The organism is Mesorhizobium sp. CNPSo 4684 (assembly GCF_057784315.1).
In genome coordinates this window covers 39,496-65,244 of sequence record NZ_JBWLUX010000033.1, presented here as the reverse complement: position 1 = coordinate 65,244, position 25,749 = coordinate 39,496, and the positions used below count along the sequence as shown (strand labels likewise).

Annotated in this window: 20 protein-coding genes; 7 read left to right on the top strand and 13 right to left on the bottom strand. The window is 64.1% G+C overall.

Translation table 11 applies throughout. The annotated features are described in order from the left end of the window. Positions 1-2: 2 nt before the first annotated feature. The 3 genes from AC04SG_RS26235 to AC04SG_RS26225 form a co-directional block, all read right to left on the bottom strand. A complete protein-coding gene (locus AC04SG_RS26235; protein WP_488553409.1) occupies positions 3-209 on the bottom strand; it encodes a LacI family DNA-binding transcriptional regulator in 207 nt (68 codons plus the stop codon). A gap of 214 nt (positions 210-423) precedes the next feature. Next, the gene (gene iolE / locus AC04SG_RS26230; RefSeq protein ID WP_488553408.1) at positions 424-1,335 is read right to left on the bottom strand and encodes a myo-inosose-2 dehydratase; all 912 of its coding nucleotides are present in this window, start codon (positions 1,333-1,335) and stop codon (positions 424-426) included. A gap of 113 nt (positions 1,336-1,448) precedes the next feature. Further along, positions 1,449-1,736: a DUF3175 domain-containing protein gene (locus tag AC04SG_RS26225; protein WP_488553407.1), complete on the bottom strand. Its 288-nt coding sequence runs from the start codon at positions 1,734-1,736 to the stop codon at positions 1,449-1,451. Positions 1,737-1,961: 225 nt separating this feature from the next. On the opposite strand from AC04SG_RS26225, the gene AC04SG_RS26220 reads away from it, so the two are divergent. From AC04SG_RS26220 to AC04SG_RS26190, 7 genes are all read left to right on the top strand, one after another. Further along, positions 1,962-3,134, top strand: a complete 1,173-nt coding sequence (locus tag AC04SG_RS26220; RefSeq protein WP_488553419.1) for an MFS transporter — start codon at positions 1,962-1,964, stop codon at positions 3,132-3,134. Positions 3,135-3,288: 154 nt separating this feature from the next. After that, positions 3,289-4,317: an HTH-type transcriptional regulator GntR gene (gene gntR, locus AC04SG_RS26215; protein ID WP_488553406.1), complete on the top strand. Its 1,029-nt coding sequence runs from the start codon at positions 3,289-3,291 to the stop codon at positions 4,315-4,317. 311 nt (positions 4,318-4,628) lie between these two features. Continuing rightward, positions 4,629-5,753, top strand: a complete 1,125-nt coding sequence (locus AC04SG_RS26210; protein WP_488553405.1) for a sugar ABC transporter substrate-binding protein — start codon at positions 4,629-4,631, stop codon at positions 5,751-5,753. 80 nt (positions 5,754-5,833) lie between these two features. Beyond that, the gene (locus AC04SG_RS26205; protein WP_488553404.1) at positions 5,834-7,384 is read left to right on the top strand and encodes a sugar ABC transporter ATP-binding protein; all 1,551 of its coding nucleotides are present in this window, start codon (positions 5,834-5,836) and stop codon (positions 7,382-7,384) included. Then, positions 7,381-8,361, top strand: coding sequence for an ABC transporter permease (locus AC04SG_RS26200; RefSeq protein WP_488553403.1), 981 nt, complete (start codon positions 7,381-7,383; stop codon positions 8,359-8,361). The genes AC04SG_RS26205 and AC04SG_RS26200 overlap by 4 nt, the downstream gene beginning before the upstream one ends. After that, complete coding sequence (locus tag AC04SG_RS26195) at positions 8,358-9,344, top strand: ABC transporter permease (RefSeq protein WP_477231610.1); 987 nt, start codon at positions 8,358-8,360, stop codon at positions 9,342-9,344. Before AC04SG_RS26200 ends, AC04SG_RS26195 begins: the two co-directional genes overlap by 4 nt. 2 nt (positions 9,345-9,346) lie before the next feature. Beyond that, entirely contained in the window at positions 9,347-9,901 is a 555-nt protein-coding gene (locus AC04SG_RS26190) for a gluconokinase (protein ID WP_488553402.1), read from the top strand. Here AC04SG_RS26190 and AC04SG_RS26185 read toward each other — a convergent pair. The 10 genes from AC04SG_RS26185 to AC04SG_RS26140 all read right to left on the bottom strand — a co-directional run bounded on the left by AC04SG_RS26185 (position 9,896) and on the right by AC04SG_RS26140 (position 25,631). Continuing rightward, positions 9,896-11,044 (bottom strand): hypothetical protein, encoded by a 1,149-nt coding sequence (locus AC04SG_RS26185; RefSeq protein WP_488553401.1) that lies wholly within the window; start codon positions 11,042-11,044, stop codon positions 9,896-9,898. The genes AC04SG_RS26190 and AC04SG_RS26185 overlap by 6 nt on opposite strands. Before the next feature lie 114 nt (positions 11,045-11,158). Next, entirely contained in the window at positions 11,159-11,608 is a 450-nt protein-coding gene (locus tag AC04SG_RS26180) for an RrF2 family transcriptional regulator (protein WP_112394487.1), read from the bottom strand. Between the two features lie 265 nt (positions 11,609-11,873). Continuing rightward, on the bottom strand, positions 11,874-12,860 hold the full coding sequence (locus AC04SG_RS26175) for a sulfate ABC transporter substrate-binding protein (protein WP_488553400.1): 987 nt from the start codon (positions 12,858-12,860) through the stop codon (positions 11,874-11,876). 193 nt (positions 12,861-13,053) lie between these two features. Further along, positions 13,054-14,094 carry a sulfate/molybdate ABC transporter ATP-binding protein gene (locus AC04SG_RS26170; RefSeq protein ID WP_488553399.1) on the bottom strand — a complete coding sequence of 347 codons (1,041 nt, stop codon included), beginning with the start codon at positions 14,092-14,094 and terminating at the stop codon, positions 13,054-13,056. Between the two features lie 12 nt (positions 14,095-14,106). Then, positions 14,107-14,991 carry a sulfate ABC transporter permease subunit CysW gene (gene cysW / locus AC04SG_RS26165; RefSeq protein ID WP_488553398.1) on the bottom strand — a complete coding sequence of 295 codons (885 nt, stop codon included), beginning with the start codon at positions 14,989-14,991 and terminating at the stop codon, positions 14,107-14,109. After that, positions 14,984-15,835 carry a sulfate ABC transporter permease subunit CysT gene (gene cysT, locus AC04SG_RS26160; RefSeq protein ID WP_488553397.1) on the bottom strand — a complete coding sequence of 284 codons (852 nt, stop codon included), beginning with the start codon at positions 15,833-15,835 and terminating at the stop codon, positions 14,984-14,986. The genes cysW and cysT overlap by 8 nt, the downstream gene beginning before the upstream one ends. Positions 15,836-15,866: 31 nt before the next feature. Continuing rightward, positions 15,867-16,895: a sulfate ABC transporter substrate-binding protein gene (locus AC04SG_RS26155; protein ID WP_488553396.1), complete on the bottom strand. Its 1,029-nt coding sequence runs from the start codon at positions 16,893-16,895 to the stop codon at positions 15,867-15,869. A 231-nt stretch (positions 16,896-17,126) separates the two neighbouring features. Continuing rightward, positions 17,127-17,810: a M15 family metallopeptidase gene (locus AC04SG_RS26150; protein ID WP_488553395.1), complete on the bottom strand. Its 684-nt coding sequence runs from the start codon at positions 17,808-17,810 to the stop codon at positions 17,127-17,129. A gap of 40 nt (positions 17,811-17,850) precedes the next feature. Further along, positions 17,851-19,941 (bottom strand): penicillin-binding protein 1C, encoded by a 2,091-nt coding sequence (gene pbpC / locus AC04SG_RS26145; RefSeq protein ID WP_488553394.1) that lies wholly within the window; start codon positions 19,939-19,941, stop codon positions 17,851-17,853. Positions 19,942-20,147: 206 nt separating this feature from the next. Next, positions 20,148-25,631, bottom strand: a complete 5,484-nt coding sequence (locus tag AC04SG_RS26140) for an alpha-2-macroglobulin family protein (protein ID WP_488553393.1) — start codon at positions 25,629-25,631, stop codon at positions 20,148-20,150. Positions 25,632-25,749: the final 118 nt, after the last annotated feature.

Genomic DNA, 25,749 nt, shown 5'->3' with positions numbered 1-25,749 from the left:
GTCTAGTCTCCGACGAACCTGGCCGCGCGGGCGATCTTCTCTTCGTTGAGAAGGCAGACGGTGTCGAGCACCACCCGCCTGGTTTCGGGATGGACCTCGCGGCTGTTCTTCAGCGCGCGATGCACGGTGGCGGCGCCGAGTTCCGCCTTTTGCGCAATCTCACGGATGGTGCAAAGCCGTTCCATGCCGAGTGCCGCCTCGAATGCCATATCGCTTCTCCATTTGCATCAAGGCACGGCTTGCCGCCAGCCTCAAGCCGGAAACTCCGGGGTCGAAAATCCGACCTCCCAAGCCGGTGCCGAGAATTGCGCGATCCGCGCCGCCAGGGGGAGGACGGCGGCGCGGATCGCCGGGCGCTTTCGCGTCGCTACCCCTACCGAGGCGCGCGCCCAACCGGCCAACCACCAGCCCCCCCGGCGATGGTCAGGCCAAGTCCCGTGTCGCTACCTCAAACCCGGCCTTGCGGGCCGTGGCGAGAAGCGAAGCGTAACCCTTCGTGGCATAGGTCAAGGGATGCGCCTTGGCCGGATCCTGTTCGGCCTCGACGACGATCCAGCCTTGGTAGGCGCGCTTGGCCAGCGGCTGCAGCAGCGACAGGAAATCGACGGAACCGTCGCCGGGCACGGTGAAAATCCCTTCCATCACAGCAGCCATGAAACTCATGTCGTGGCGCCGCGCTTTTTCCAGCACGGCCGCGCGGACGTCCTTGCAATGGAAATGCACGATCCGGTCGAGATGCCGGTTCGAGAGAGAGGCCGGGTCGCCGCCCGAAAACAGGCAATGGCCGGTGTCGAACAGCAGGCCGACGCTTTTGCCGGTCGCAGCCATCAGCCTGTCGACCTCGTCGTCGGTCTCGACGATGGTCCCCATATGATGATGGAAAGCCATGCCGACGCCGAAGGCGGCCATGCGGTCGGCGAGCTCAGTCAGCTTCTCGCCATAGGCGGCCCATTCGTCATCGGCCAGACGCGGGCGCTGCGAGATCGGGGCAAAGATGCCGTCATGGCGGCCGCGCGACGTGTCGGCATAGACGACAACCTTGGCGCCGAGGTCGCGCAGCAGGGTCAGATGCGGCGTAATGGCGGCGAACTCCTCATCGACGGCGCGCTCAAGAATGCGGCCGTCATACCAGCCGGAGACGAGCTCCAATCCATAAGAGGACAGGATCGCTCCAAGCTCGTCGCTTCGCCTGGGAAATTTGCCGCCGAGCTCGGTGCCGCGATAGCCGGCCTGCCGGGTTTCCGACAAGCATGTCTCGAGCGGCGTGTCGCCGCCGAGTGCGGGAACATCGTCATTGCTCCAGGTAATGGGATTGATGCCGATCTTGACCGTCATGCCGCCACTTTACAGGCTCGGGGGAACGCAATGCCGAGGCTGGCAAACTGGAGGGAAAGAGGACCTGTCACTAGGTCCAGTTCAAGCGAATTTGGCGGAGCCAATTGTGAGGACTAGTCCTGCTCCGGCCGACCGAAGGCTACGCGCAGTTCGTTCTTGGCATCCTCAAGCACTTTCCGGCGGGCCCGCGGGAGGTTCTTGCCGGCGCGGTTGATGTAAAAATTCAGCATCGACATTGCCGACTGGAATGGCTCGGCCTTACGCCGGTCGCTGTGCTCAGCCGAGCGTTTGAGCGAGGCCGCGATCGTTTTGGCGTCGTCGGCTTCGAAGATGTGTTCCTCAAGGTCCATCGCGTCGCTATGCTCGGTCACCTCGGCTGACCATTTTTTCTTTGCGGTCATGGCAAACTCCTTCCTGTCGCAAAACTCAGGCAGAGCGTTGCCGGTTCCGAAAAAATTTGCCTGGCCGCTGGAGCCACCGATCAGGCCGCTGTGGCGCTGCCCGTCGCCGCGAATGCGCCGATAGTGGCGGTGGTCGACTTCCCGGAACCGCGGACAGGAAACGCCTTGACCCCCATCGTCGCCAACCCGGCGAGCAACCCTGGCATCGACAGCTCCTATGCCTGGATGCGTCTCGCCATCTCGATCCTGCTGGCGACGATTGGCGCCGTCGGCATGTGGGCCGTCGTCGTGGTGCTGCCGGCCGTGCAGGCCGAATTCGGCGTTGACCGTGCGGCGGCATCGATGCCTTACACCGCAACCATGGTGGGCTTTGCCGCCGGCAATGTGCTGGTCGGCCGCGCCATCGATCGCATGGGCTATTGGATCCCGGCGCTGATCTCCTCGGTGGCACTCGCCGCCGGACTCCTGCTCGCGGCGGCGTCGACGTCGATCCTGCAATTCACTCTTGCCCAGGGGGTGCTGATCGGCCTTGGCTCATCGGTGATCTTCGGACCGTTGATCGCCGATATTTCGCACTGGTTCAACCGCCGACGCGGCGTCGCCGTCACGGCGGCGGCTGCGGGCAATTACCTCGCCGGAGCGCTCTGGCCAACCATCATGCCGACGCTGATCAAGGCGGAAGGCTGGCGCTTCACCTATGCTGCCATCGGCGTCTTTTGTCTGGTCACCATGATACCGCTGGTGCTGTTGCTGCGGCGCGGCGCTCCGGACGCGGCAGCGGCCGGCTCGCCGGGAAGCCGGCCTGTACAGCCGATTTCAATCTCGCCGGCGGCACTGCAGATGCTGCTGGTCATCGCCGGTCTCGGCTGTTGCGTGGCAATGTCGATGCCGCAGGTGCACATCGTCGCCTATTGCATGGATCTTGGCTACGGCATCGCGCATGGTGCCGACATGCTGTCGATCATGATGGCCGCGGGCGTCGTCAGCCGGCTCGCCTCCGGCTTTGTCGCCGACCGCATCGGCGGCGTGAAGACGCTGCTTATCGGTTCCGTGCTGCAATGCCTGTCGCTGCTGTTTTACATCCCGTTCGACGGGCTCGCCTCGCTCTACGTCGTGTCGCTGGTGTTCGGCCTGTCGCAAGGCGGCATCGTGCCTTGCTATGCCATCATCGTGCGCGAATACCTGCCCGCCAAGGAGGCCGGCCAGCGTATCGGCATCGTCATGATGGCGACCATATTCGGCATGGCGATCGGTGGCTGGATGTCGGGCTGGATCTATGACCTGACCGGCTCCTACGCGGCCGCGTTCCTCAACGGGATCGCGTGGAACCTGGTCAACGTGGCGGCTATCCTTTTGCTGATGTGGAGGGCTGGGCGCCCGGCCATGGTTGCGGCCTGAGGGACTTCAGCCGGCGAGGCCGCAACCCGCCGTTGGCTTGACAATCGTCAGTTGCTGCGCGACGCCAAGCTGGCATGGCGTAGTGGGGAAGCCGGACAAACATGGCGACAGAGACGACGAAGTCGCGATCGCGGGCGGTGCAGAGGGCAGGACCGTGACCAAGCCGCGCTCGCGCCGCGGCGGCGGCCGCCCGACGATCGCCGATGTCGCGCGCAAGGCCGGCGTCGGCGCCATCACCGTGTCGCGAGCGCTTCGCGAACCCGACCGCGTCAGCCAGGATTTGCGCCGCCAGATCCAGGCCGCCGTCGACGAACTCGGCTATATCCCGGACCCCAATGCGCGGGCGCTGGCCTCGGCGCGCGCCGATGTGTTCGGCGTGCTGGTGCCGTCGCTCACCAACAACGTCTTCGCCGAAGTGGTTCGCGGCATCTATGACAGCCTGTCGGACGGCCCGTTCCGCGTCCAGCTCGGCAACACCCATTATTCCGGCCTCGAGGAGGAGCGTCTGCTGCAGGTGTTCGCACCGCAGCGTCCGGCGGCGCTGATCGTGGCCGGCATCGACCAGACACCGACCTCGCGAAAACTGCTGGAGAGCGCCGGCTGCCCGGTGGTGCAGGTGATGGAGACCGGGCCCGATCCGGTCGACATGCTGGTCGGCTTCTCGCATTTCGACGGCGGCCGCACGGCGACCGAGCACCTGATCGAGGCGGGCTACCGGCGGATCGGCTTCATCGGCGCGCGTATGGATCCGCGCTCGCAGCGGCGCCTTGCCGGCTATCGCGCGGCGATGGAGAAGGCCGGCCTGTTCGACCCGCGGCTGATCACCACCACGCCGCTGTTGTCCAGTGTGACGCTCGGCCGCGAGCTGCTTCGCGATGCGCTGGCCAAGATGCCGGCGCTGGACGGCGTCTTCTGCAACAATGACGATATCGCGCTCGGCGTTTTGTTCGAATGCCATAGCGCCGCACTCGACGTGCCAAAGACAATCGGCATTGTCGGCTTCAACGACCTCGAGATGATGCAGGCGGCGTTCCCGCCGCTCACCAGCATCCGCACCCCTCGCTATGAAATCGGTCGCCGGTCTGTTGCCATGGCGCTGGCGGCGATCGCCGGGCGAAGGCCTGAGCAGCGGGTTGTCGATCTTGGTTTCGAGCTCAAGCCCCGCGAGAGCACGGCACGCTGAACACGCATTGGCGACCTCAGCAAATGTGCTTTACACAAGGTCATGGTAGCGCTACCATTTTTATCAGGCAGGTGTTGTGACTGAGGAGCTACGCCTGTTTATTATACATAAGCAACAGCTCATGCTTGTTTATTATGTATAATATGCTAGGTTTCATTTCTCGCCCGTGAAGCGGCGAGGGGGAGGGGATCGGGCCGGCTTCGGGCCCTTGAGACGTGCCGTCCGCAAGGCTGGAGGGCCTTCGCCGGGCGTGGAAAAACGCACCACGGCAAGCAGCATCAAAAATTAAACTGCAACTGGGAGGAATATCGATGATCAAGTCACTTGTTGGTGGCATCGTTGCCGCCACTGCATTCGTCATGCTGAGTTCGTCGGCCATGGCCGAACCTGAAGTCGTCAAGGGACCAGCGGCCGAGCCCGACTGCTTCGCGCCGTGGGCGGCCGATACACAGTTCTTCAAATTCCCCAAGAAGGAAGGCCCATACCGCATCGCGCTCGCCAACGGCTATATCGCCAACACCTGGCGCATCCAGATGATCCAGACGGCCAAGGCCTACGCTGCGCAGAAGGACGTCGCGGCAAAGTTGAAGGAATTCAAGGTCGTATCGACCGGCGAGGATGTGCCGGCGCAGATCTCGGCGATCAACAACTTCATCGATTCCGGTTTTGACGCGATCGTCGTCAACGCGCAGAATCCGACCGCCTTCGGGCCGGTCATCAAGCGTGCCAAGGAAGCCGGCGTCGTGCTGGTCGCCTTCGACAACATCCTCGACACCAAGGACGCCATCAACGTCAACGTGGACCAGAAGGGTCTTGGCGAACTGTGGGGCAAATGGCTAATCAACCATATACCGGATGGCGGCAAGATACTTGAAGTGCGCGGCGTTGCCGGCACGTCGGTCGATACCGACCGCCACAACGGCATCCATGAGGTCTTCGACGCCTCGGGCAAGAAATGGGACGTCACCGAAGTCGCCGGCAAGTGGGATGATCCGACAGCGCAGAAGGTCACGGCTGACGCGATCGCCACCAATGGTCCGTTCGTCGGCATCACCGGCCAAGGCGGCGACACCGGCATCGTTCAGGCGATGATCGACGCCAAGCATCCGTTCGTGCCGTTCGGCGGCGAAACCGAGAACGGTTTCCGCAAGTTCTGCGCGGCGCACGCGGCGGACGGCCTGAAATGCTCTTCGGCCGGCACTGGTCCTGCCCAGGTCGCGGTCGCCATCAAGACGGCGATCGCCGCACTTGAGGGTCAGGTCGTACCGCAGTCGGTCAAGCTGCCGCTCGCCATCGTCGAGGATCCGAACTTCAAGGAAGGCCAGGACTACTTCCCTGACCAGTCCGACAATTTCTTCGTCGGCAATTCCTTCCCGACCTGCGGCATCAATTTCACCGCGCAGGAAATCATGGGGCAGACCAAGGCGGACCAATAGGCTGCACATTCGGCGCCGCGGGATGCTCCGCGGCGCCGACCATTTGCCATCTCAATCCATAAAACTGCCCCGGAGGGCTGATGGACGGTGCGGTTCCACTCTTTCGCATGGAAGGCATTTCCAAGCGCTATGGCGGCGTGCGTGCGCTGGAGAAGGCCGAACTTTCGGTCACATCGGGCAGCATCCACGCCATCCTCGGCGAAAACGGCGCCGGCAAATCGACGCTGATCAAGGTCATGGCCGGTGTGGTGGCGCCCGACGAGGGGTCCATGACGCTGGACGGGCGTGAGGTCAGCTTTGCCTCGCCGGCCGCGGCCAACCAGGCCGGCATCGTCTGCATCTTCCAGGAATTGTCGCTGGTCCCCGAACTCAGCGTCGCCGACAACATCGTCATTTCCGATCCGCCGACCCGGTTCGGCATGATCGACCGCAAGGCGCAGCGCCGTATCGCCGAAGAAGCCCTTGCCCGCGCGGGTGCGGCCGACATCCATCCGCTGGCGCTGGTCAAGGATCTTCCGCTTTCGAGACGGCAGATGGTCGAGATCGCCAAGGCATTGGCCAGGAAGCCGCGCATCCTGATCCTCGACGAGGCAACGTCGGCGCTGGCTGCCGCCGATGTCGCCAAGATCTTCGCGGTGCTGAAGCGGTTGCGTGGGGAAGGGCTGGCACTGCTCTACATCTCGCACCGGATGAACGAGATCGCGGAGCTCGCCGACCAGTGCACGGTGTTTCGCAACGGCCGCAATGTCGCCAGCTATGCCGCCGGCTCCAAGAGCGACAATGAGGTCGTCGAGCTGATGATCGGGCGAGAATACAGCCATATTTTTCCGCCCAAGCCAGTGCGCCTGCCGGCTACTGCTGTCCCGGTGCTCGAAGCGCGCAACCTGTCGTGGACAGACCGGCTGGACAATGTCTCGCTGACCGTCGCGGCCGGCGAGGTGGTGGGCCTTGGCGGCCTCGACGGCCAGGGCCAGCGCGAGTTGCTGCTTGCCTTCTTCGGCGTGTTGCGCGGTCTCTCGGGAGAGATCCTGATCGATGGCCAGCCGGTGGCGATCGCCAGTCCGGCGGCGGCGCGCGACGACCGGATCGGCATGGCGCTGATCCCCGAGGATCGCAAGACGGAAGGGTTGATGCTGCCGATGACGGTGCGCGAAAACCTCTCCTTCGCGGCTCTCGACCGGCTGTCCAAAGGCGGCATCATCGACCGCGCCGCCGAGCAGCGGCTGATCGACGACATGGTGGGGCTGCTGGCGATCAAGACGGCGGGCCTCGACATTCCGGTCGGCGCGCTGTCGGGCGGCAACCAGCAGAAGGTCGTCATCGCCAAATGGCTGATGCGCCAGCCGCGCATCATCCTGCTCAACGATCCGACGCGCGGTATCGATGTCGGCACCAAGCAGGAGCTGTATCAACTGATGCGCAAGCTCGCGGACGCGGGTGCCGCTATCCTGTTCTACTCAACCGACTATGACGAGCTGATCGGCTGCTGCGACCGGGTGCTGGTGCTCTATGACGGCGCGGTCAAGCGAGAGCTGGTCGGCGCCGAGATCACCGAACGGGCGCTGATTGCCAGCGCGCTCAACATCCATGGCGGCGACGCCGCCACCCCCAGGCACGGAGCGGACGCGTGAAGGATTGGCGCTACTGGCTTGCCGAACAACGCGGAACGCTGCTGGCGTTCGCCATCTTCATCCTCATGTTCGCGATCTACACCGCGAACCATCCGGCGGGATTTACCGCCAATGTCGTGCAGACGGCCTCCAACAAGGGCGTGCTGCTCGCCTTCGTCGCCATGGCGCAGACGCTGGTGGTGATCACCGCCGGCATCGACCTTTCCGTCGGCATGATCTTCACGCTGACCAATTGCCTCGCCTCCTGGCTGGTCATCGGCACCGGCCTCGAGACCGCCTTCGGCGTCGTCGCCGTGCTCGGCACCGGGCTGTTGTGCGGCGCGATCAATGGCGCCATCGTCATCTACGGCCGACTGCAGCCGATCGTGGCCACAATCGCCACGGGTGCCGTCTATTTCGGCATCGCACTGCTGCTCAGGCCGTTCCCGGGCGGCTCGGTCAATGAGGATCTGGCCGATGCGCTCACCGGGCGCCTGTTCGGCGTGGTGCCGGCGAGCCTGGTCGCGCTGTTCGCCGTGGTGCTGATCGTCTGGGTGCCGTTCAGCCGTTCGGTGCTTGGCCGTGCCGCTTACGCCGCAGGCTCATCCGAGACGGCGGCCTACATGTCAGGTGTGCCGATCCGGCGCGGCAAGTTCGCCGCCTACGCGCTTGCCGGGCTGCTGGCGGCAATCGGCGGGCTGTTCCTGACCTTCTTCACCTATACGGGCGACGCGGCCTATGCCAGCGGCAACGCCTACACGCTGTTCGCGATCGCCGCCGTCGTGCTGGGCGGCGTTTCGCTGTTCGGCGGCAAAGGCAGCGCCATCGGGGCCATCTTCGGCGCGCTCGCCTTCCGCACCATCGGCGACCTGCTGTTCGTCTTCGATTTCGACCCGCTCTGGCAGCCGCTGTTCCAGGGCGTTATCCTGCTGATCGCGGTCAGCCTCGGCGCCTTCGCCCTGTTTCGGGTCCGCAACCGGCTGGAGTGGTTCCTGTGAGCGAGACGACCATCGGCGGCATCGCCGGGCGCATGCCGAAATTCATCCGCCGCGCCGATCCGGCGGTGCTCACCGCCTTTGCCTGCATCGTGCTGTTGCTGTTTCTCGGCAGCCTCTATTCCAGAAGCTTCCTGTCACCGGAATATCTGTTGCAGCAGCTCAAGGTGGCGTCGTTCCTTGGTGTCATCGCCACCGGCATGATGCTGGTCATCCTGCTCGGCCAGATCGATCTGTCGGTGCCGTGGTCGGTGGCGGTCGGCGCCATGATGGCGGCCGCGGCGGCGGCCTATGGCCCGATCGGTGTGGCGCTGGCCATTCCGTTTGGCATCTTTTGCGGGGTGCTGATCGGCATCGTCAACGGCATCGGTGTCGCCTATCTGCGCATCCCCTCGATGATCATCACGCTCGCCACCAACGCCGTCGCGCAAGGGCTCATGGTCGTCTATACAGGTGGCTTCTCGCCACAGGATTCGGCCACCGGCGCCATGCGTTATCTCGCGACAGGTTTTGCCATTCCGGGCGTGCCCAACGCCGTCATCATCTGGGCGCTGATCGGTGCTGCGATGGTGCTCGTGCTGACCCGCACCAGCTTCGGCCGCAGCGTCTACGGCATCGGCAACCGCGAGCGTGCCGCCTATCTCTCCGGCATCGACACAAGGCGCGTGGTGATGATCGCCTTCGCCATATCGGGCGGGCTGTCCGCCTTTGGCGGGGTGCTTCTCGCCGGCTATGCTTCCAAGGCGGCGCAGTCGATGGGTGACGCCTATCTCCTGCCGTCGATCGCCGCCGTGGTGCTGGGCGGCACCTCGATCCTCGGTGGGCGCGGCTCCTATCTCGGCACCGTCGCCGGCGTCATACTGATCACGCTCCTGCAATCCATCCTTTCGGTCATGCAGATGCCTGAAGCCGGCCGGCAGATCATCTATGGCGTCGTGATCGTCGCCATGCTCCTGCTCTACGGCCGCGCGCCGGCAAGCCGCTGACCGTGGACGAAAAGACGGCACAGGCGCCAACGGGCGCTCCCGGCTCAGTGCCTCGGGCCATCGTGGTGATGGGCGTCGCCGGCTGTGGCAAGTCAGCTGTCGGCAAGGCGCTGGCAGCAGCGGAAGGGGCCGTCTTTGTCGAAGGCGACAGGCTGCACCCGCCCGAAAACGTCGCGCGCATGGCGAGCGGTGAGCCGCTCACCGATCAGCTTCGCGAAGGCTGGCTCGATGCCATTGGCGAGCGGATCGCGGACCTGGCCGGCAGCGGCCAGGGCGTGGTCGCCGCCTGCTCGGCGCTGAAGCGCAGCTATCGCGAACGTCTACGCGGCTTTCATGGGGACATTGTCTTCATCTATCTAAAGATCGATCCCGCCACCGCCAAGCAGCGCGTCGCCACCCGCAAGGGGCATTTCATGCCGGCAAGCCTGGTCGAAAGCCAGTTCGCCATCCTTGAGCCGCCTGGCGCCGACGAGCAGGCGCTGACGGTCGACGCCACGCTTCCAGTGGCCGACATCGTTAGCGCCGTTGCCAGCCTGCTGGCCGGCGCAAAATCATGAACCACCCTCATCGGGCAAGGCGTTTTCCGGCCGTTCGGTGAACCGGTCGGCGCCGGACCAGATCATCATTTGCTCGGGGTAAAGTTTCAGCGCCTCCAGCAAGCGGTCGCGCTTGAGCAGGATGTACTCGGCCTGCAATGCCATGTTCTTGGCGCCGCCGGCTCTTGTCGTGGGCTCAGCGGTTCTCGCCGGGGCCGGCACCAGTTCGGGACTCAGGATAGCGCGGTACTGGCGAAACGGATCGGTCTCGAAGGTCGACATGGAAAACAGCGCCGCCTTGCCTCTGGCCGCGAAATTCGTCGGCGCCGAGGCGAGGTGGGTCCAGCCGCTCTCGCCGATCCCGACTTCGGTGAATGTCGAACCGGCATGCACGGTGTTGGTCACCAACACGACGCCGTTGTTGCCAAGGATCTTCTGGATCCGGCCGGTGACCTGGTAGGCATCGCCGCGATCGAAGACGATCCGGCTTTTCAGGAATCGGTTCTCGACCCGGACCATTGGCGGGTTCAGGAAGCGCAGGCCGAAGGTCGAGTCGGAGATGCCGTGGGCGCTGACACTGAGCTGGTGCGCCGCGATGCCGGCTTCATAAAGCGCGCGCTTACCGATGATGGTCTGGGCCGTGAATTGATCGCACCAGATGATGGCGCCGTGGCCGCGCTTCAGCGCCGCTTGCAGGCCCTCCAGGCCCTCAAGCCGGATATCGGGTGACCAGCGGCGGCCGACGAGATGCGCAGCAAGCAGCAATCGCCTGCGATGGTTGGCGTAGAGCAGGGCCCTGAACTGCCTTTGCGCATCGATGCCGTTGCCGAGCACCGCGCGCGTCGCGGCGGCGTAGCGCACGAAGTCCTTGCGGATATGGCGCTTGAGGCGCAGCCCCGATACGCGGCTGCAGATCGCGGCCCACCAACTGACCGGCAGCAATGCCGCGATGCCGAGATAGAAGGCGGCCAGCACCAGCTCGCGAAAATCCCTGTTGTTGAAGGTACGCAACTTGCCGGGGCGAACCAGCTTGCGGCTGAAGAAGCGCACATGCTCGGCCCGCTCGGGTACCAGGAGATCGGCGATGATTTCAGTATGGTAAATGACGGCGGACGACGGTGTCCGGTCGGCTTTCCGGGATTTTCCCAACCACGGCAGCCTCATCCGACCGGTGTCCACCTGTTCTTGCGCGTCCGAAAATCGCTTTACTGCGTCTGCCACGGGCGCGCAATCGGCACCGGCAGGCCATGGTGAACGCCATTCAGGGTTCGAACTTATCTAAATCTGCGACGTCAGCTCGACCGGAAAATCGTCATTGTCGGCATCGCGCATGGCAGCCAGGCTTCTGTTGTCCAGCACCTCGGCGATGGCCTGGCGCACCTCCAGCATCATGTGCCGGACCTGGCAGGTCGCCTCGTCGCAATCCTCGCAGCGCTGGTACTGGGTGCGGCTGGCGCAAGGGATCGGCGCGAGCGGTCCGTCAAGCACGCGCACGACGTGGCCGATCTTGATCTCGGAAGCGGGCCGGGCGAGGCGATAGCCGCCTTCCTTGCCCTTGCGGCTCAGCACAAAACCGGCATTGCGCAGCTCGCCCAGAATTGCATCCAGGAATTTCTTCGGGATGTTGTTGGCGACCGCAATGTCGTTGACGAATGCAAGCTGGCCGACCGGCAGGCCGGAAAGATGCACGAGGGCCTTGAGGCCGTATTTGCCTTTTTTGGTAAGCATGCCCGATTCAGTTCATGAAAACCCCAACCACCCGCATCTGGCGGTTGTTTGTGTGCAAATCATGACGTTTCGCCTGAACAACCCGGTTTCGCGTAGAACAAGCCGCCCGGTTGAGAGGTTAGGCACAAAGGCGTTGATTCTTTGTAACGTTTTTCACATATGCCGCCGGATTCGGGCGGGTAGCAGTCTCTAGGCGCGTGAAAAAGAAAAAGCCGGCAAAGAGTCGGCTTTTTCTGTTCAGTTTTTCGGTCGGATGCTGCCGATGTCAGCGGCTGCCGTAGGTCTGGTCGAGCAGGCCGCCGGCGGCAAAATGCTCCTTCTGCACCTTGTCCCAGCCGCCGAAGACCTCTTCCACCGTTAGCAGCCGGACATCGGGGAAGTCAGCCTTGTATTTGGCCGCGACGTCAGCGTTGCGGGCTCGCAGGCCATTTTCGGCGGCGATGGTTTGGCCTTCCGGCGTGTAGAGGAAGTCGAGATAGGTCTTGGCCAGATCGCGCGTGCCATGCTCGTCGGCGACCTTGTCAACGATGGCCACCGGGAATTCGGCAAGTAGGCTGACAGTTGGGGTAACCTGTTCGAACTTGTCGTCACCATACTCCTTGCGGATGCCGCGCGTTTCCGACTCGAAGGTAATCAGCACGTCGCCGATCTCGCGCTGGACGAAGGTCGTGGTGGCGGCGCGGCCGCCCGTGTCGAAGATCGGCACGTTGTTGAACAGCTTGGTGACGAACTCTTTCACCTTGGCGTCGTCGCCCTTGAAGGCCTCCTTGGCGTAGGCGGTTGCCGCCAGATAGGTGTAGCGCGCATTGCCCGAGGTTTTCGGGTTGGGGAAGATCACCTGCACGTCGTCGCGCACGAGGTCGTTCCAGTCCTTGATGTGCTTGGGATTGCCGGCACGCACCAGGAAGGACGGCAGCGAATAGAAGGGCGAGGCGTTGTCGGGGAAATCCTTCTGCCAGTCGGCGGAGACCAGGCCCTTCTTGACCAGGAAGTCGATGTCGGTGACCTGGTTGAAGGTGACCACGTCAGCGCCAAGGCCTTCGGCGATGGCGCGCGCCTGTGCCGAGGTGCCGGCATGCGACTGGTCGACGGTGACGCCGGGATGGCCGGCGATGAAAGCCTTGTTCACCTGGACAAACAACTCGCGCCCGACATCATAGGAAGCGTTGAGCAATTTGTCGGCCGACCATGCTTGTGAGGAGGCGAGAAACAGACCGGCGGCGGTGGCGACGCTGAGGAAAAATCGCTTCATGAAAAAGGGGCTCCTTGAGAATGCCGGTTCGAATGCACCGATATAATGCGCCAACATAATAGGACGATGTCCAGCGCCGCCAGACATGCAGACGCGGCCTGCCGTCCAGTGGTGAGAAATAGTATTGGCGAAACAGCCGGTTGGTAGGATTTCTTTCCAAAGTGAATCGCTTCGGCCTGTTGACGGATGACGTCTATGTCGCCGGGAACAATTTCCAGCGCCGTGGCCTGAACGCCACCCGGCTCTTCTGCGCCGCGGGATGGTCGACGGGCAGCTCGATCTCGACGCGCTGGCGCTCGCCGCCGATTTCGAGTTCAACGCGCCTGGTGCCGGCGACGCGACGGCTGGCCGCGACGGTGCCGGCGATACAGCCGCTGCAGCCGTCGAGCAGTTCGATATCGTGCGGACGGAAGTACAACGTCGCATCGCCCTCGGGCGCAAGCGGGGCCGACACGCCGATCGGACGGTCGGCTAGCCAGATCTCGCCATTTTCGACCTTGACCGGAAGCGAGCTCGATTCACCAATGAAGGAGTAGACGAAGGGCGAGTTCGGCGTGTCGTAAATCTCATCGGCCGAGCCGACCTGCTCGATGCGGCCCTGGCTCATCACCACGACGCGGTCGGCAAGCTCCAACGCCTCTTCCTGGTCGTGGGTGACGAAGACGGTGGTGTGGCCGGTTCGATCATGAATCTCGCGCAGCCAGCGGCGGAGTTCCCGCCGCACCTGCGCGTCGAGCGCGCCGAACGGCTCATCGAGCAGAAGCACCTTGGGCTCGATCGCCATGGCGCGCGCCAGCGCCACGCGCTGCCGCTGACCGCCCGAAAGCTGCGCCGGGTAGCGCTTTTCCAAGCCGGAAAGCTGGACGAGGTCGAGCAGCTCCGAGGCGCGGCGGCGGATTTCGGCCGCCGGCGGCCGCGACGGTCCATGTCGGACCTTCAGGCCGAAGCCGATATTATCGGCGACCGTCATGTGCCGGAACAGCGCGTAGTGCTGGAAGACGAAGCCGACATTGCGCTCCTGGATCGACCGGTGCGAGGCATCCTCGTCGCCGAAGAAGATCTTGCCGAGCGTCGGCCGCTCCAGCCCGGCGATCAACCTGAGCAGCGTCGTCTTGCCGGAGCCAGACGGCCCCAGCAGGGCGATCAACTCACCCGACTTGATGTCAAGCGATACGTCATGGAGGGCCGGAAACCGCTCAAACTCCTTGCGCACGTTGGCAACGCGAACTTCCATCGACAGAACCCTCTAATGCCCGCGCGTCGCGGCGATCTCGGCGCCGTAGCGCATCTCGAGAAGTGTTTTCAAGACCAGCGTCACCAGAGCCAGGCCGGCAAGCAGCGAAGCGACGGCAAAAGCGCCAACGGCGTTGTACTCGTTGTAGAGGATTTCGACATGCAGCGGCATCGTGTTGGTCAGCCCGCGTATGTGGCCGGACACGACGGAAACCGCGCCGAATTCGCCCATGGCGCGGGCGTTGCACAAAAGCACGCCGTAGAGCAATCCCCATTTGACGTTGGGCAGTGTCACGTACCAGAAGGTCTGCCAGCCATTGGCGCCGAGCGAAAGGGCTGCCTCCTCATCGCCATTGCCCTGTTCCTGCATCAGCGGGATCAGTTCGCGGGCGACGAAGGGGAAGGTGACGAAGACGGTGGCGAGCACGATGCCGGGCACGGCAAACAGGATCTGGATGCCGTGCTCCTTCAGCCAGCCGCCGAGCAGGCCCTGTGCGCCAAACAAAAGCACATAGACCAAGCCGGAAATGACCGGCGAGACCGAGAAGGGCAGGTCGATCAGCGTGGTCAGAAACGCCTTCCCCTTGAACTCGAACTTGGCGATCGCCCAGGCAGCCGAAATCCCGAAGACGACGTTGAGCGGCACGGCAATGGCCGCCACCAGCAGCGTCAGCCGGATTGCCGAGCGTGTGTCGGGGTTGGAGAGTGCCTCCGTGTAGGCACTGAGGCCTTTGGCCAGCGCTTCGTGGAAGACGATGATCAGCGGCAAGAGCAGGAAGATGGCGAGGAAGGCGAAGGCCACGACCATCAGGAGCAGCCGCACCGGTCGACTTTCGGTAACCGCGGCCGACTGGCTTTCGTGGTGCGGCCCGTAGGATTTGATCTCGGGATCAGCCATAGCGCTTGCGGCTCCACGACTGGACGAGGTTGATGACCAGAAGCATCAGGAACGACAGCAAAAGCATGATCGCCGCGATCGCGGTCGCTGCCGGATAGTTGTATTCCTCCAGCCGGATGACGATCAGAAGCGGCGCGATCTCCGACTTGTAGGGCAGGTTGCCGGCGATGAAGATGACCGAGCCGTATTCGCCGACGCCGCGTGCGAAGGCCAGCGAGAAGCCGGTGACGATGGCCGGCGCCAGTCCCGGAAACAGGATGCGGGTGATGATCTGGAAGCGGTTGGCGCCAAGCGTGGCGGCTGCCTCTTCCACTTCCTTGTCGATCTCCTCCATGATCGGCTGCACCGTGCGCACGACGAAGGGCAGGCCGATGAAGACTAGCGCCACGACGATGCCGAGCGGCGTATAGGCGACCTTGATGCCAAGCGGCGCCAGCAGATGGCCGATCCAGCCATTGGGCGCATAGAGCGTGGTCAGCGCGATGCCGGCGACCGCCGTGGGCAGCGCGAAGGGCAGGTCGACCATGGCATCGACGATGCGGCGGCCGGGAAAGCGGTAGCGCACCAGCACCCAGGCAACGAGCGTGCCGAAGACGACGTTTACGGCAGCCGCGATGAAGGCGGTGCCAAAGCTGATCTCAAGGGCGTTGAGGGTGCGCCGGTCGGTGGCGATCGCCCAGAAATCGGCCCAGCCAAGGGCTGCCGAACGCCAGACGAGCCCCGACAAGGGGATGAGGATGATGAGCGTGAGGTAGGCAAGCGAGAAGCCGAGCGTCAATCCGAAACCCGGAATGACGCTCGGCTGCCTGAATCGCCACCCCGCCTTGGCGGGTGCTGTGGTCATGTCGTCCTGATCTTAGCTTGCGGGTCTTAGCTCATTGGGCCGGCTTGTAGATCTGGTCGAATATACCACCATCGCCGAAATGATAAGGCTGCGCTTTCTTCCAGCCGCCGAAAAGCGGATCGTCGATGGAGATCAGCTTGATTTCCGGCGTTTTCGGAATGTCAGCCGGATCCACCAGCTCGGGCTTGGCCGGACGATAGTGGTTCTTGGCGATGATGGTCTGGGCTTCCTTGGAATAGAGCCAGCCGAGGTAGGCTTCGGCCACTTTGCGGGTGCCCTTGGCATCGACATTGGCGTCGACGATCGCCACCGGCGGCTCGGCCAGGATCGAGGTCGGGGGGTAGACGATCTCGAAATTGTCGGCGCCGAATTCATTGAGTGCCAGATAGGCGTCGTTTTCCCAGCCGATCAGCACGTCGCCGAGACCCTTTTGCGCGAAGGTGACGGTGGAGCCACGCGCGCCGGTGTCGAGCACCGGAGCATTGGCGTAGAGCTTGCCGACGAATTCCTTGGTCTTGGCTTCGTCGCCGCCATCATTGGCGTTGGCGTAGGCCCAGGCGGCGAGGTAGTTCCAGCGCGCGCCGCCCGACGTTTTCGGATTGGGCGTGATCACCTGGACGCCGTCCTTGACCAGATCGCTCCAGTCATGAATGCCCTTCGGATTGCCCTTGCGGACCAGGAAGATGATGGTCGAGGTGTACGGAGCCGAGTTGTTCTCGAACTTGGTGCGCCAGTCGGGATTGATCTTCTTCGACTTGGTGACGATGGCGTTGATGTCGCTTTCGAGCGCCAACGTCACCACATCGGCATCGAGGCCGTCGATCACCGCGCGGGCCTGGGCGCCCGAACCACCATGCGATTGCTGAATGGTGACCGTCTCGCCGGTCTCCGCCTTCCAGTGCGCGGCGAAGGCCTCGTCATAGGCTTTGTAGAGTTCGCGTGTCGGGTCGTAGGACACGTTGAGAATGGTGGTATCGGCAAACGCGAAACCGAGCGTGCCGAACTGGATCGATGTGGCGACCAGTGCGCCGAGCAGTTTCCTGAAATGAGGGTTGGTCATTTCCGCCTCCGTTGATGACGGCTGAACTCTATCGAATTGATAGAAATTAGATGCATTCAACGTTGCCTTTTTTGCCCCTCTGAAGCAATTTTTCGCCGATCTAGTGCGGTATGGGGAAACATTTTCCTCACATTTAGCCTGAGCCGACTCCGGCGGTCCGACGCTATCTAGAGACTGGGCCTGTTCAGACAAGGCCAGATGACCGGATGTTCGCCTCGGGGGCGATGGCTTCTATTGCCCCGTAACGGGAAAATCGAAGCGCTGCTTAGGGAACGGCTCGTTCGCCAGCGTGTAGTGCCACCACTCGCGCGCATAATTCTTGAAGCCGCCGGCACGCATGGCATCGAGCAGTTTTTTGCGGTTTGCCGCCGCTTCCGTTGCGAGCGGGCGATGGGCGGTTTCGCTTGCCGGGTCGAAGCAGTCGAAGCTGGTGCCGAAATCGAGGGTCCCGGCTCCCGTCGCACCGCAAGTGGCGAATGATGTGCTCTTGCCGTCGCCGCGGGCGATGGCGACATCGACGGTCGAGCCGCGTGAATGAGTGGATAGTTCGCCGATATAGCCCTTGGCGATGAGGTCGCCGCGCTTGACCTGGGGATACCATTGCGGGTCGGGTGGCCCGCCTACTCTGGTCCACTTGCCCATGTCGGCGACGGCGCGGGCCGGCCGGTAGCAGTCGAAGACGACCAGCGTCAGGCCATCGGTGGCGAGCGCTTTCTGCACGCCGGACAGCGCTTGCGCCGCCTGTCTTGTGAGGATGCAGACCGGCGCGTCATAGCCGTCGGCCTTGCGATGCAGGAAGTTTTCCAGGCCGGCATAGCGGATGTCCTGGCGGATTGTGGGATCGACATCGGCAAGGCGGACAAAGCCGGCGGGCAGGGGATCGGCGGAGGCGGGCAGAGCGAAGACGAAAGGCATGAGGACGCAAAGTCCAATGCTTTGAATTGCCTGACGGAGTCTATTCAACGAACACCTTCACGCTCGCCGCGCGACCCACGGCGTCAATGACGGTGAGCGTCGAATAGCCGGCGCCGTCGGGCAGCCAGGTCGCGGTACGGCGGCGGTCGATGCCGACCAGCGGCTTGCCGTTGGCGAGCCAGCGGAACGGCGCGCGCCCGCCTTGCAGCTTCAGCACCAGCGGCGAAGCATCGGCGGAATTGGTGGCGAGATCGACGCGGGCGCCGTTGGGCGGAAAAATGATCGTCGGCGCCGGCTCGGTCGGACCTGCCTGCACCAGCCCGTCGGCGCCGGCGCCGAAACGCGCCAGTGTCACCGGCAGATCTTCGCGCCTGGCCTTGACGACGCCGGCCGGCTGGCTGGGCAGCGGTACGGCGGCGAGGCCGGAACGGACGAAGCCCTCGAACAGGATGGGGGCGGCCGAGACATAGCCGGAGAGGCCGGGCACCGCACCGGCATCGGCGCGGCCGACCCAGACGCCCAGCACGTAGCGGCCGTCGAAGCCGACGGACCAGGCATCGCGATAGCCGTAGGAGGTCCCGGTCTTGTAGGCAATGCCGCGCTGCAAGGCGCCCTCGGGCGGCTTCACGCCGGACAATATGTCGGTGATCTGCCAGTTCGCCTGGGCGTCGAGGATGGTGGCGGTGGTGCGTTCGGCGTTGGCCGGCTCGGTGCCGTCATGCAGCGTGTTCGCCTTGCCGCCATTGGCGAGCCCGGTATAGAGCTGGACGAGATCGCGCAGTGTCACGCCGACGCCGCCGAGGCCGATGGCGAGGCCCGGCGCCTCGTTGACCGGCAGCACCGGGCTGACGCCGGCCTGGCGGAAGCGCGCCATCAGCCGTGCCGGGCCGACAGAATCAAGCACACGGATCGCCGGCACGTTGAGCGACAGCTGCAGCGCCTGGCGGATCGAGACATCGCCCTGGTAGCCCATGTCGAAATTCTTCGGCCGGTAGCCGCCGAAATCGACCGGGCTGTCCTCGATCAGCATTTCCTGCGCCACCAGCCCCTGCTCGAAGGCGAGGCCATAGATGAACGGCTTCAGCGTCGAGCCGGGCGAGCGCACGATCTTGGTCATGTCGATCCAGCCGGAGCGGCTGGCGTCGAAGAAGTCGGCCGAGCCGACTTCGCCGAGGATATCGCCGGTGCGGGCATCGGCCAGCACCATGGCGACGGACAGGCGAGGGCCGAGCTTGATGGCGGCATCGCGCGCCACCTGTTCCAGCCCTTGCTGGACGCTTTTGCGGATCGTCAGCTGCAGCGGCTTGCCGGGGACGGCCTTGGGCAGCATGGCATAGGCAGCGTGCGGCGCCAGCGCCGGCAGTTTGCGGCGCAGGCCCGAGACATCGTCAAGTGCTGCACGCGCTGCCTCACGCTCGCCAAGCAGGCCTGATGAAACCATGCGGGTCAGCACGCGGTCGCGGGCGGCGTGCGCAATGTCGAGATTGCGGTCGGGCCGGCGCTTTTCCGGCAATTGCGGCAGCGCCACCAGCAAGGCGGCTTCCGAGACGGTCAGCCGTTTCGGTTCCTTGCCGAAATAGGCGAGGGACGCGGCGCGCACGCCTTCGAGATTGCCGCCATAGGGCGCCAAGGTCAGGTAGCGTTCCAGGATCTCTTGCTTGGACAGCCGCCGCTCGATCTGGATGGCGCGCAGCATCTGCTTGAGCTTGGAGCCGAGGCTGCGGCTTTCGCGCGGCTCGATCAGGCGGGCAAGCTGCATCGACAGCGTCGAGCCGCCCGAGACGATATGGCCGTTGGTGACAAGCTGACCGGCGGCGCGCGCCAGCGCCAGCACGTCGACGCCGTCATGGTCCCAGAAGCGCTTGTCTTCATAGGTGACCAGCATGTCCACGAACTGCTTGTCGACCTGGTCGAGGTGCGTGTCGAGCCGCCAGTAGCCGTCCGGCGTGGCGAAGGCGCGCAACAGCTGGCCGTCGCGATCCTGGACCTCGGTCGAGACGGTGAGCTTTTCGGGCAGCGGCGGCGGGAAGGCGCGGTCGAGTTGCCAAAGGGTGGCGGTGGAGAGGACTGCAAGGCCGGCGACAGTAGTTGCTATGATGGCTGTGCGGCGAACGAATTTCCTGGAGAACATGGCGCCGCCCCTCATTGTCCTGCCGGACATTTCTCCCCGTATAGAGACGGGGAGAAAGACGCTGTTGCCGATGGTTTCGCCAATTGCCAACGTGGCAGAACAAGCAGCGAAATTCGCGATAGTCCCCTTCTCCCCGTCACTATACGGGGAGAAGGTGCCGACAGACGGATGAGGGGCAGCGCCATCGCTACGTCTATCAAGGCGCCTTACGGCGCCTTGATCTCCATCATTCCGGTGGCGGTGCGGGCCGAATATTGCGGCCGGTACATGTCCTCCACCGTGGCTGCCGGATGGGCATAGGTGCCCGGCGTCACCGCACGCACGACATAGGCCAGCATGATGTTGCGGTCACCGTCGCCGTCATTGGGGTTGAACGCCGCGACGAAACGGTCGTCGCGGAATTCGAGATGGGCGGCATCGGTCTGCGCCAGCCAGGTGAAGTTCGACAATTGGGCGCTGGAAACAAGGCCCGGATTGTCGATCTCGAAGCCGGCCGGCAACAGGTCGGTGATCAGCAGGCGCGACGGCCAGCGGTTCTGCTCGTACATCTTGAGCACGACCACGTAGCGTTCGTTCTGCGTCGCCTCGGTGACGTTGGCCTCGGTGCCATCGAGCTTGTAGTAGGTGCGGTCGATTGTGAAGCCGTCACCGCCGGCCGGCAGAGGCTGGACCGGCGAGGCGACCGTGGTGACAACCGCCTGCAGCGGCGTGGTGCCGGTGTTGGCGATGGTCAGCGGGCTGTCGGTGATATCGCTGCCGCTCAGCTGTGTGGAATATCCACCGGCATGCGGCGCGCCGTTGACCGACAGCTTGATCGAATCGTTGCCCGACTTCAGCGCACGAGCCGCCAGAAGCATCCAGGACTCGTCTTGCGTGCTGGTCCAGCGGGCATCGGCGCGTTCTCTTGCCACCAGCCGGATCAACTCCGGCATGATGGTCGGCACCGGCTTCGATTCGGCGGCGAGCGCCAGGATCGCGGCGCCGTCACGCAGCCGCGAGCCATAGTCGGACCGGTAGTAGTCGTAGTCGGTGGTCGACTTGGCCAGCTGCAGCGCCGTCTGGAAGGTCGCTTCCGAACGTTGCGCGTCGCCGTAGAGCGCCAGGCTCGCTGCCAGCTGGGCGACGGCCATCGGGCTCGAAAAGGCTTCGAGCTTGGTGTCGGCGTAGTAGCGCAGATCGCCCACCGAGGCCTTCTTGTTGCGGGCCAGAACGTAGAGCGCGTAGGCGATCTCGCTGCCGCGGTCCTGGACGTCCTGGTCGTAGCCGACCGAGTTTTGCAGGTTGCTCAACGCCTGGCTCATCGCCAGGGCAGGCACGTCGTAGTTCTGCTCGCGCGCCCGGGTCAGGAAGTCGGTGACATAGGAATCGAGCCACAGATCGCCAGAGCCCGGACCCCACAGGCCGAAGCTGCCGGCCGAAGCCTGGTAGCTCAGCACCTTGTAGATGGCGGCCTGGATGCGGTCGTGCAGATCGGGGTCGCTTGCCATGCCGATGGAGGACGCCAGATCGTTGACGTAGAGCAGCGGCATGGCGCGGCTGGTGGTCTGCTCGGCGCAACCATAGGGGTAGCGGTCGAGCGTCATCAGCAGCGACGGCACGTCGAAGGCGGCGGCCTGTGAAACGCCGACGCTGACCGAGGCGCCGTCGAGCAAGCTTGCCGCGAGCAGCTCCTTGTCGACGCGCAGCGAGCCGCCATTGCCCTTGAGGTCGACGACCAGACGGGTGGTGACAGGCAATTGCGCCGGGCGCACCGGGACGTAGAGCGTCTGTTCCACGGCGGTTCCGTCGCCATGGGCGAGCTTGATGGTAATCGAAGCATTGCCCGCCGTCTGTGCAATCAGCGGCACGGTCAGCGTCTGGCGCTTGCCTTTGGCCAGCGTCAGCTTTTCAGGCAGCGGCTTGTCGCCGGTCGAGAGGTCGCCTGTCGTTGCGATCGACAACGCATAGTCGCCCTCCGGGCCGTCCGTGTCGGCGACGTCGAGCCGCATGACAGCGGCATCGCCGGGCGCCAGGAAGCGCGGCAAGCCGGCGGTGATCACCACCGGATCGCGGACAATGACGTCGGTCGAAGCATGGCCGACCGCATCCTTGGTCCAGGCGACAGCCATGACGCGCACGGTGCCGTTGAACTGCGGGATGTCGAAGTCGATCCTTGCCTTGCCGTCGGCGTCGAGCTGGACGACGCCGGAGAAGAAGGCGACCAGCTTTTCAGTCGGCGGGCTGCCTTGGGTCTGCATGGCGGCGCCGTCACCGCCGGTCCTGAGCTTGCCCGTGGTGCCGAGCGAGCCGTCGATGAGACGGCCATAGATGTCTCTGACTTCAAGGCCCAGCATGCGCTGGCCGAAATACCAGTCCTCCGGATCCGGCGCCTTGTAGTTGGTGAGGTTCAAAATGCCGACATCGACGGCCGCGACCGTGACGTAGGCATTGCTGCCCGGTGCAACGCCAGCCACCGAAACGGGGATCGACAGCTGCTGGCGCGGCATGGTCTTGTCGGGCGGCGTCAAGGTGACGGCGAGCTTCTTCGAGCCCGGATCGACGGTCAGCCATTTCACGCCGATGGCGCGCGCCGGCATGCGCGTCTCCTGCGCATCGCCCGGCCGGAACAGGGTTGCGGTGATGTAGGCGCCGGCGCCCCAGTCGTCGCCGACCGGGATGTCGACGGTGCTGCCGCCGGCCGGAACGGTTGCCGTGACGGTCTTGAGCAGCTTGTCGGCGCCGATCGTGACCAGCAGTTCGCCGGCAAAATGCGGCGATACTTTCAGCTTGGCCACTTCGCCGGCGGCGTAGCTGTCCTTGTCGAGGGCGATTTCGAGGCCGTCGGGGGTTTCGGTGGAGGTCGAGGAGACATACCAGCCGGCGTCGAACTCATAGCTGGTCGCCGGGCCCTCGGGGTCGGCGGTCTCGATCTCGAGCCGGTACTGGCCCCAGTCGACCGGCATCGTCACGGTCGCCTCGGCATCGGCGTTGAGATCGACCTGGCCATTGGCGATCGACTTGGTGAAGGTCACCGGCTCGTAGTTCCAGGAGTTGTTGTTGCGGTACCACTGGTAATTGCGTTCGACCTTGACCAGCGACCACTGCGCGCCTTTCAGCGTTTCGCGTTTGCCGTCGGGATCGACCGCAATCAGGCTGAATTTAGCGGTGCCGCCCTGCGGCACTTCATTGTCCTCGAAATCCGGACGGATGCCGATCATGTGGCCCTGCGGGCGGATGCCGATATTGAGCGAGCGCTCGATGGCACGGCCGCCGGTTTCGCGCATGCGCACCGTGACCTTGGCGTCGACCAGCTTGGTCGTGGCGGGCAACTGATCGACCGTGACCGGGAAGGTCGCCTTGCCGTCATCGCCCACCACGGGAAGACCGGTGAACGGAGTGACCGAGGGCTCGGCCGACTGTTCGTCGGCGAGTCCAAACGAATAGCCGGCGAAACGGTCCCAATCGCGTGCCGTCGACAGCGTCAGCTCGCCTTCGAGCGCGAGGCCGGCAGCCGGCGCGCCATAGAGGAAGCGGCCGTCAATGTCGATGTTGGCGGTTTCGCCCTGTGCGATCTCCTGCTTGTCGGACTTCATGTCGAACTCGATGCGATCCGGCACGAAGTCTTCGACCAGGAACATCTGGTTGGAGACGGCGGCCTGCTTGGGATCGGTGTAGGCCGACACCATCCAGGTGCCGCGCATGGCGTTGGCTTCAAGCGGCAGGTCGACGGCATAGCCGCCGGCCGAGACGCCGTCGGCGACAATGCGGCGGTTTTCGACGCCGTCGGGACGGGTGAAGATGAAGGTCAGCGGCAGGTTCTCGACCGCCTTGGAGGCGCCGTCGCGGGCAAGGGCTGCGACATGCACGTCCTCGCCGGCGCGGTAGATGCCGCGTTCGGTCCAGGCATAGACATCGAGCGCACCAGGTGCGGCACGTCCGGAGACGCCGCGATCGGAAAGATCGAAGCCGGCGCGGCCCATGTCGAGAAAGACGAAGTCGTTGTCGCCCTGCTTGGCCATCAGCACGGCCGGCACCATGCCGCCGTCGCCGCGGGTCAGGCCGGGGTTGAAGACGGCGTGGCCTTCCGCGTCCGACGTCGCAGTGCCGAGGATTTCATTGTTCCTGGCCAGCAGCGTCAGTTCGGCGCCGGCAATCGGCTTGGCGGTGCCGAGCGAGCGGGTAAAGACGTTGAGCCCATCCTGGCCGGTATAGGTCGACAGGCCGATGTCGGAGACGACGAACCACTGTGTGGCAAGCGAGTTGTAGCTGTCTTCACCATTGTCGTTGACCGGCTGCGCGGTCAGCACGTAGACGCCGGGCTTGCGCTGCGGCAAGGCCTCGTCGACCGGGAACGAGGTCGTGACGTCCTTGTTGAGGTCGTTGGCGATGTCGAGCTGTCCCTGCCAGACCGGTTCGCCCATCTGGTCGGAAATGCTCGAGATGTCGTAGCCGTCGAGCTGCTTCAGGAACTGGTAGCCGGACAGAAGCTGCGCCAGCGAACGATCGCCGATGCGATAAAGCTTCATTTGCGCGGCGTTCATGTTGACGGTGACGACCGGGATGCCGCGGCGGGCGCCGGCCGGCAGTACGAAGCTGTCGCCGGTGAAGCGGGCGGACGGTGCGCGGTCCTGAACATAGATCGACAGCACGACAGGGGCGGCGGTGACTTCGCCGATGGCCGCCGGCAGGCCGGCGCGGAAGGTCACTTCGTAGTGCTGGCCGTGCTCCAGCCCTTCGACGCAGATCTGCTTGTCCTTGGCCTCGACGCCCTTGGGCGGCTGGTTGTCGACGGTGACGAACTGGGCATAATCGACGCCGGTCTTGACCAGCTCCTCGGAGAACTGCGCGCAGATGCGCGGCGCGCTGGTGTCGGCATCGATGGAGTGATCGATGACGCGGAAGCCCTTGCGGGCCTTGAGATCCTCATATTCTGCCTTGACCGCCGGCGAACTGACCAGCGCGAGGCTCGCCTCATAGGCCTGCAGGGCCGGACGGTAGAGATCGCGGCGGTCGAGGCCGTTACCCATCAGTGCCAGCACCTCGGCGCGGGTTTTGGTGGTGCGCAGCAATTTGTAGGCGTTGAAGGCTGCCGACGTACCCTTGACCGGCAAATTATAAGCTCCCGAGCTGCCATTAGCCGGCTGCTGGGCAAGCGTTTCGCGGGCCAGGCCGAGCCACAGCTGGGCGTCATCGGGCAGGACCGAAACGGCAGCTTCGTATTTGTTCATGGCCTGGGCATGGTCGCCGGTCAGCGCCGCCTGTTCGGCCGCGGCGCGGAGCGCTTCCAGACCCTCGGTCGGCTTGTCATAGGCCGGATCGGTCACCTTGTTGCGGTACTGCTGGGCCTGATCGGCCATCCAATTGGGAAAGAAGGCAAGTTCCGGCGGGGCGCCGATATCGGGGTCACCATCGACATTGACGACCTTGCCCGCGATAGCGCCGCTGAAGGGTTTCAACTGGTTGTAATCGGATTTGAGGAAGCACCATTTGGCCTTGTTGTTGTAGGTAAAGGCGCGGCAGGCGGGGTCGCCGAGGCATGTGGTCTTGCACTGATCGAGGCTGACATTCTGGTCCGATCTGAGATCGAAACCGAAATAGTCGGAATTGTTTGAGGTCACCACGCGGCGGGCTTCGGCCGCTTGCGCGACAGCTCCCCAAGCAAAAAAGAGAAGGATCAGGATAGACAGACCACGAGCCGCGCGCATTGCCATAACACCCTCCAGACACTGCTGACATCCAAGGCTTGTTCAAGCTTCAGTCAAGCTTGTCAACACGAGGACGGGCAGGTTTCCGCCTGCCAACGGTTCCCAAACCGGCAAATGGCCGGTA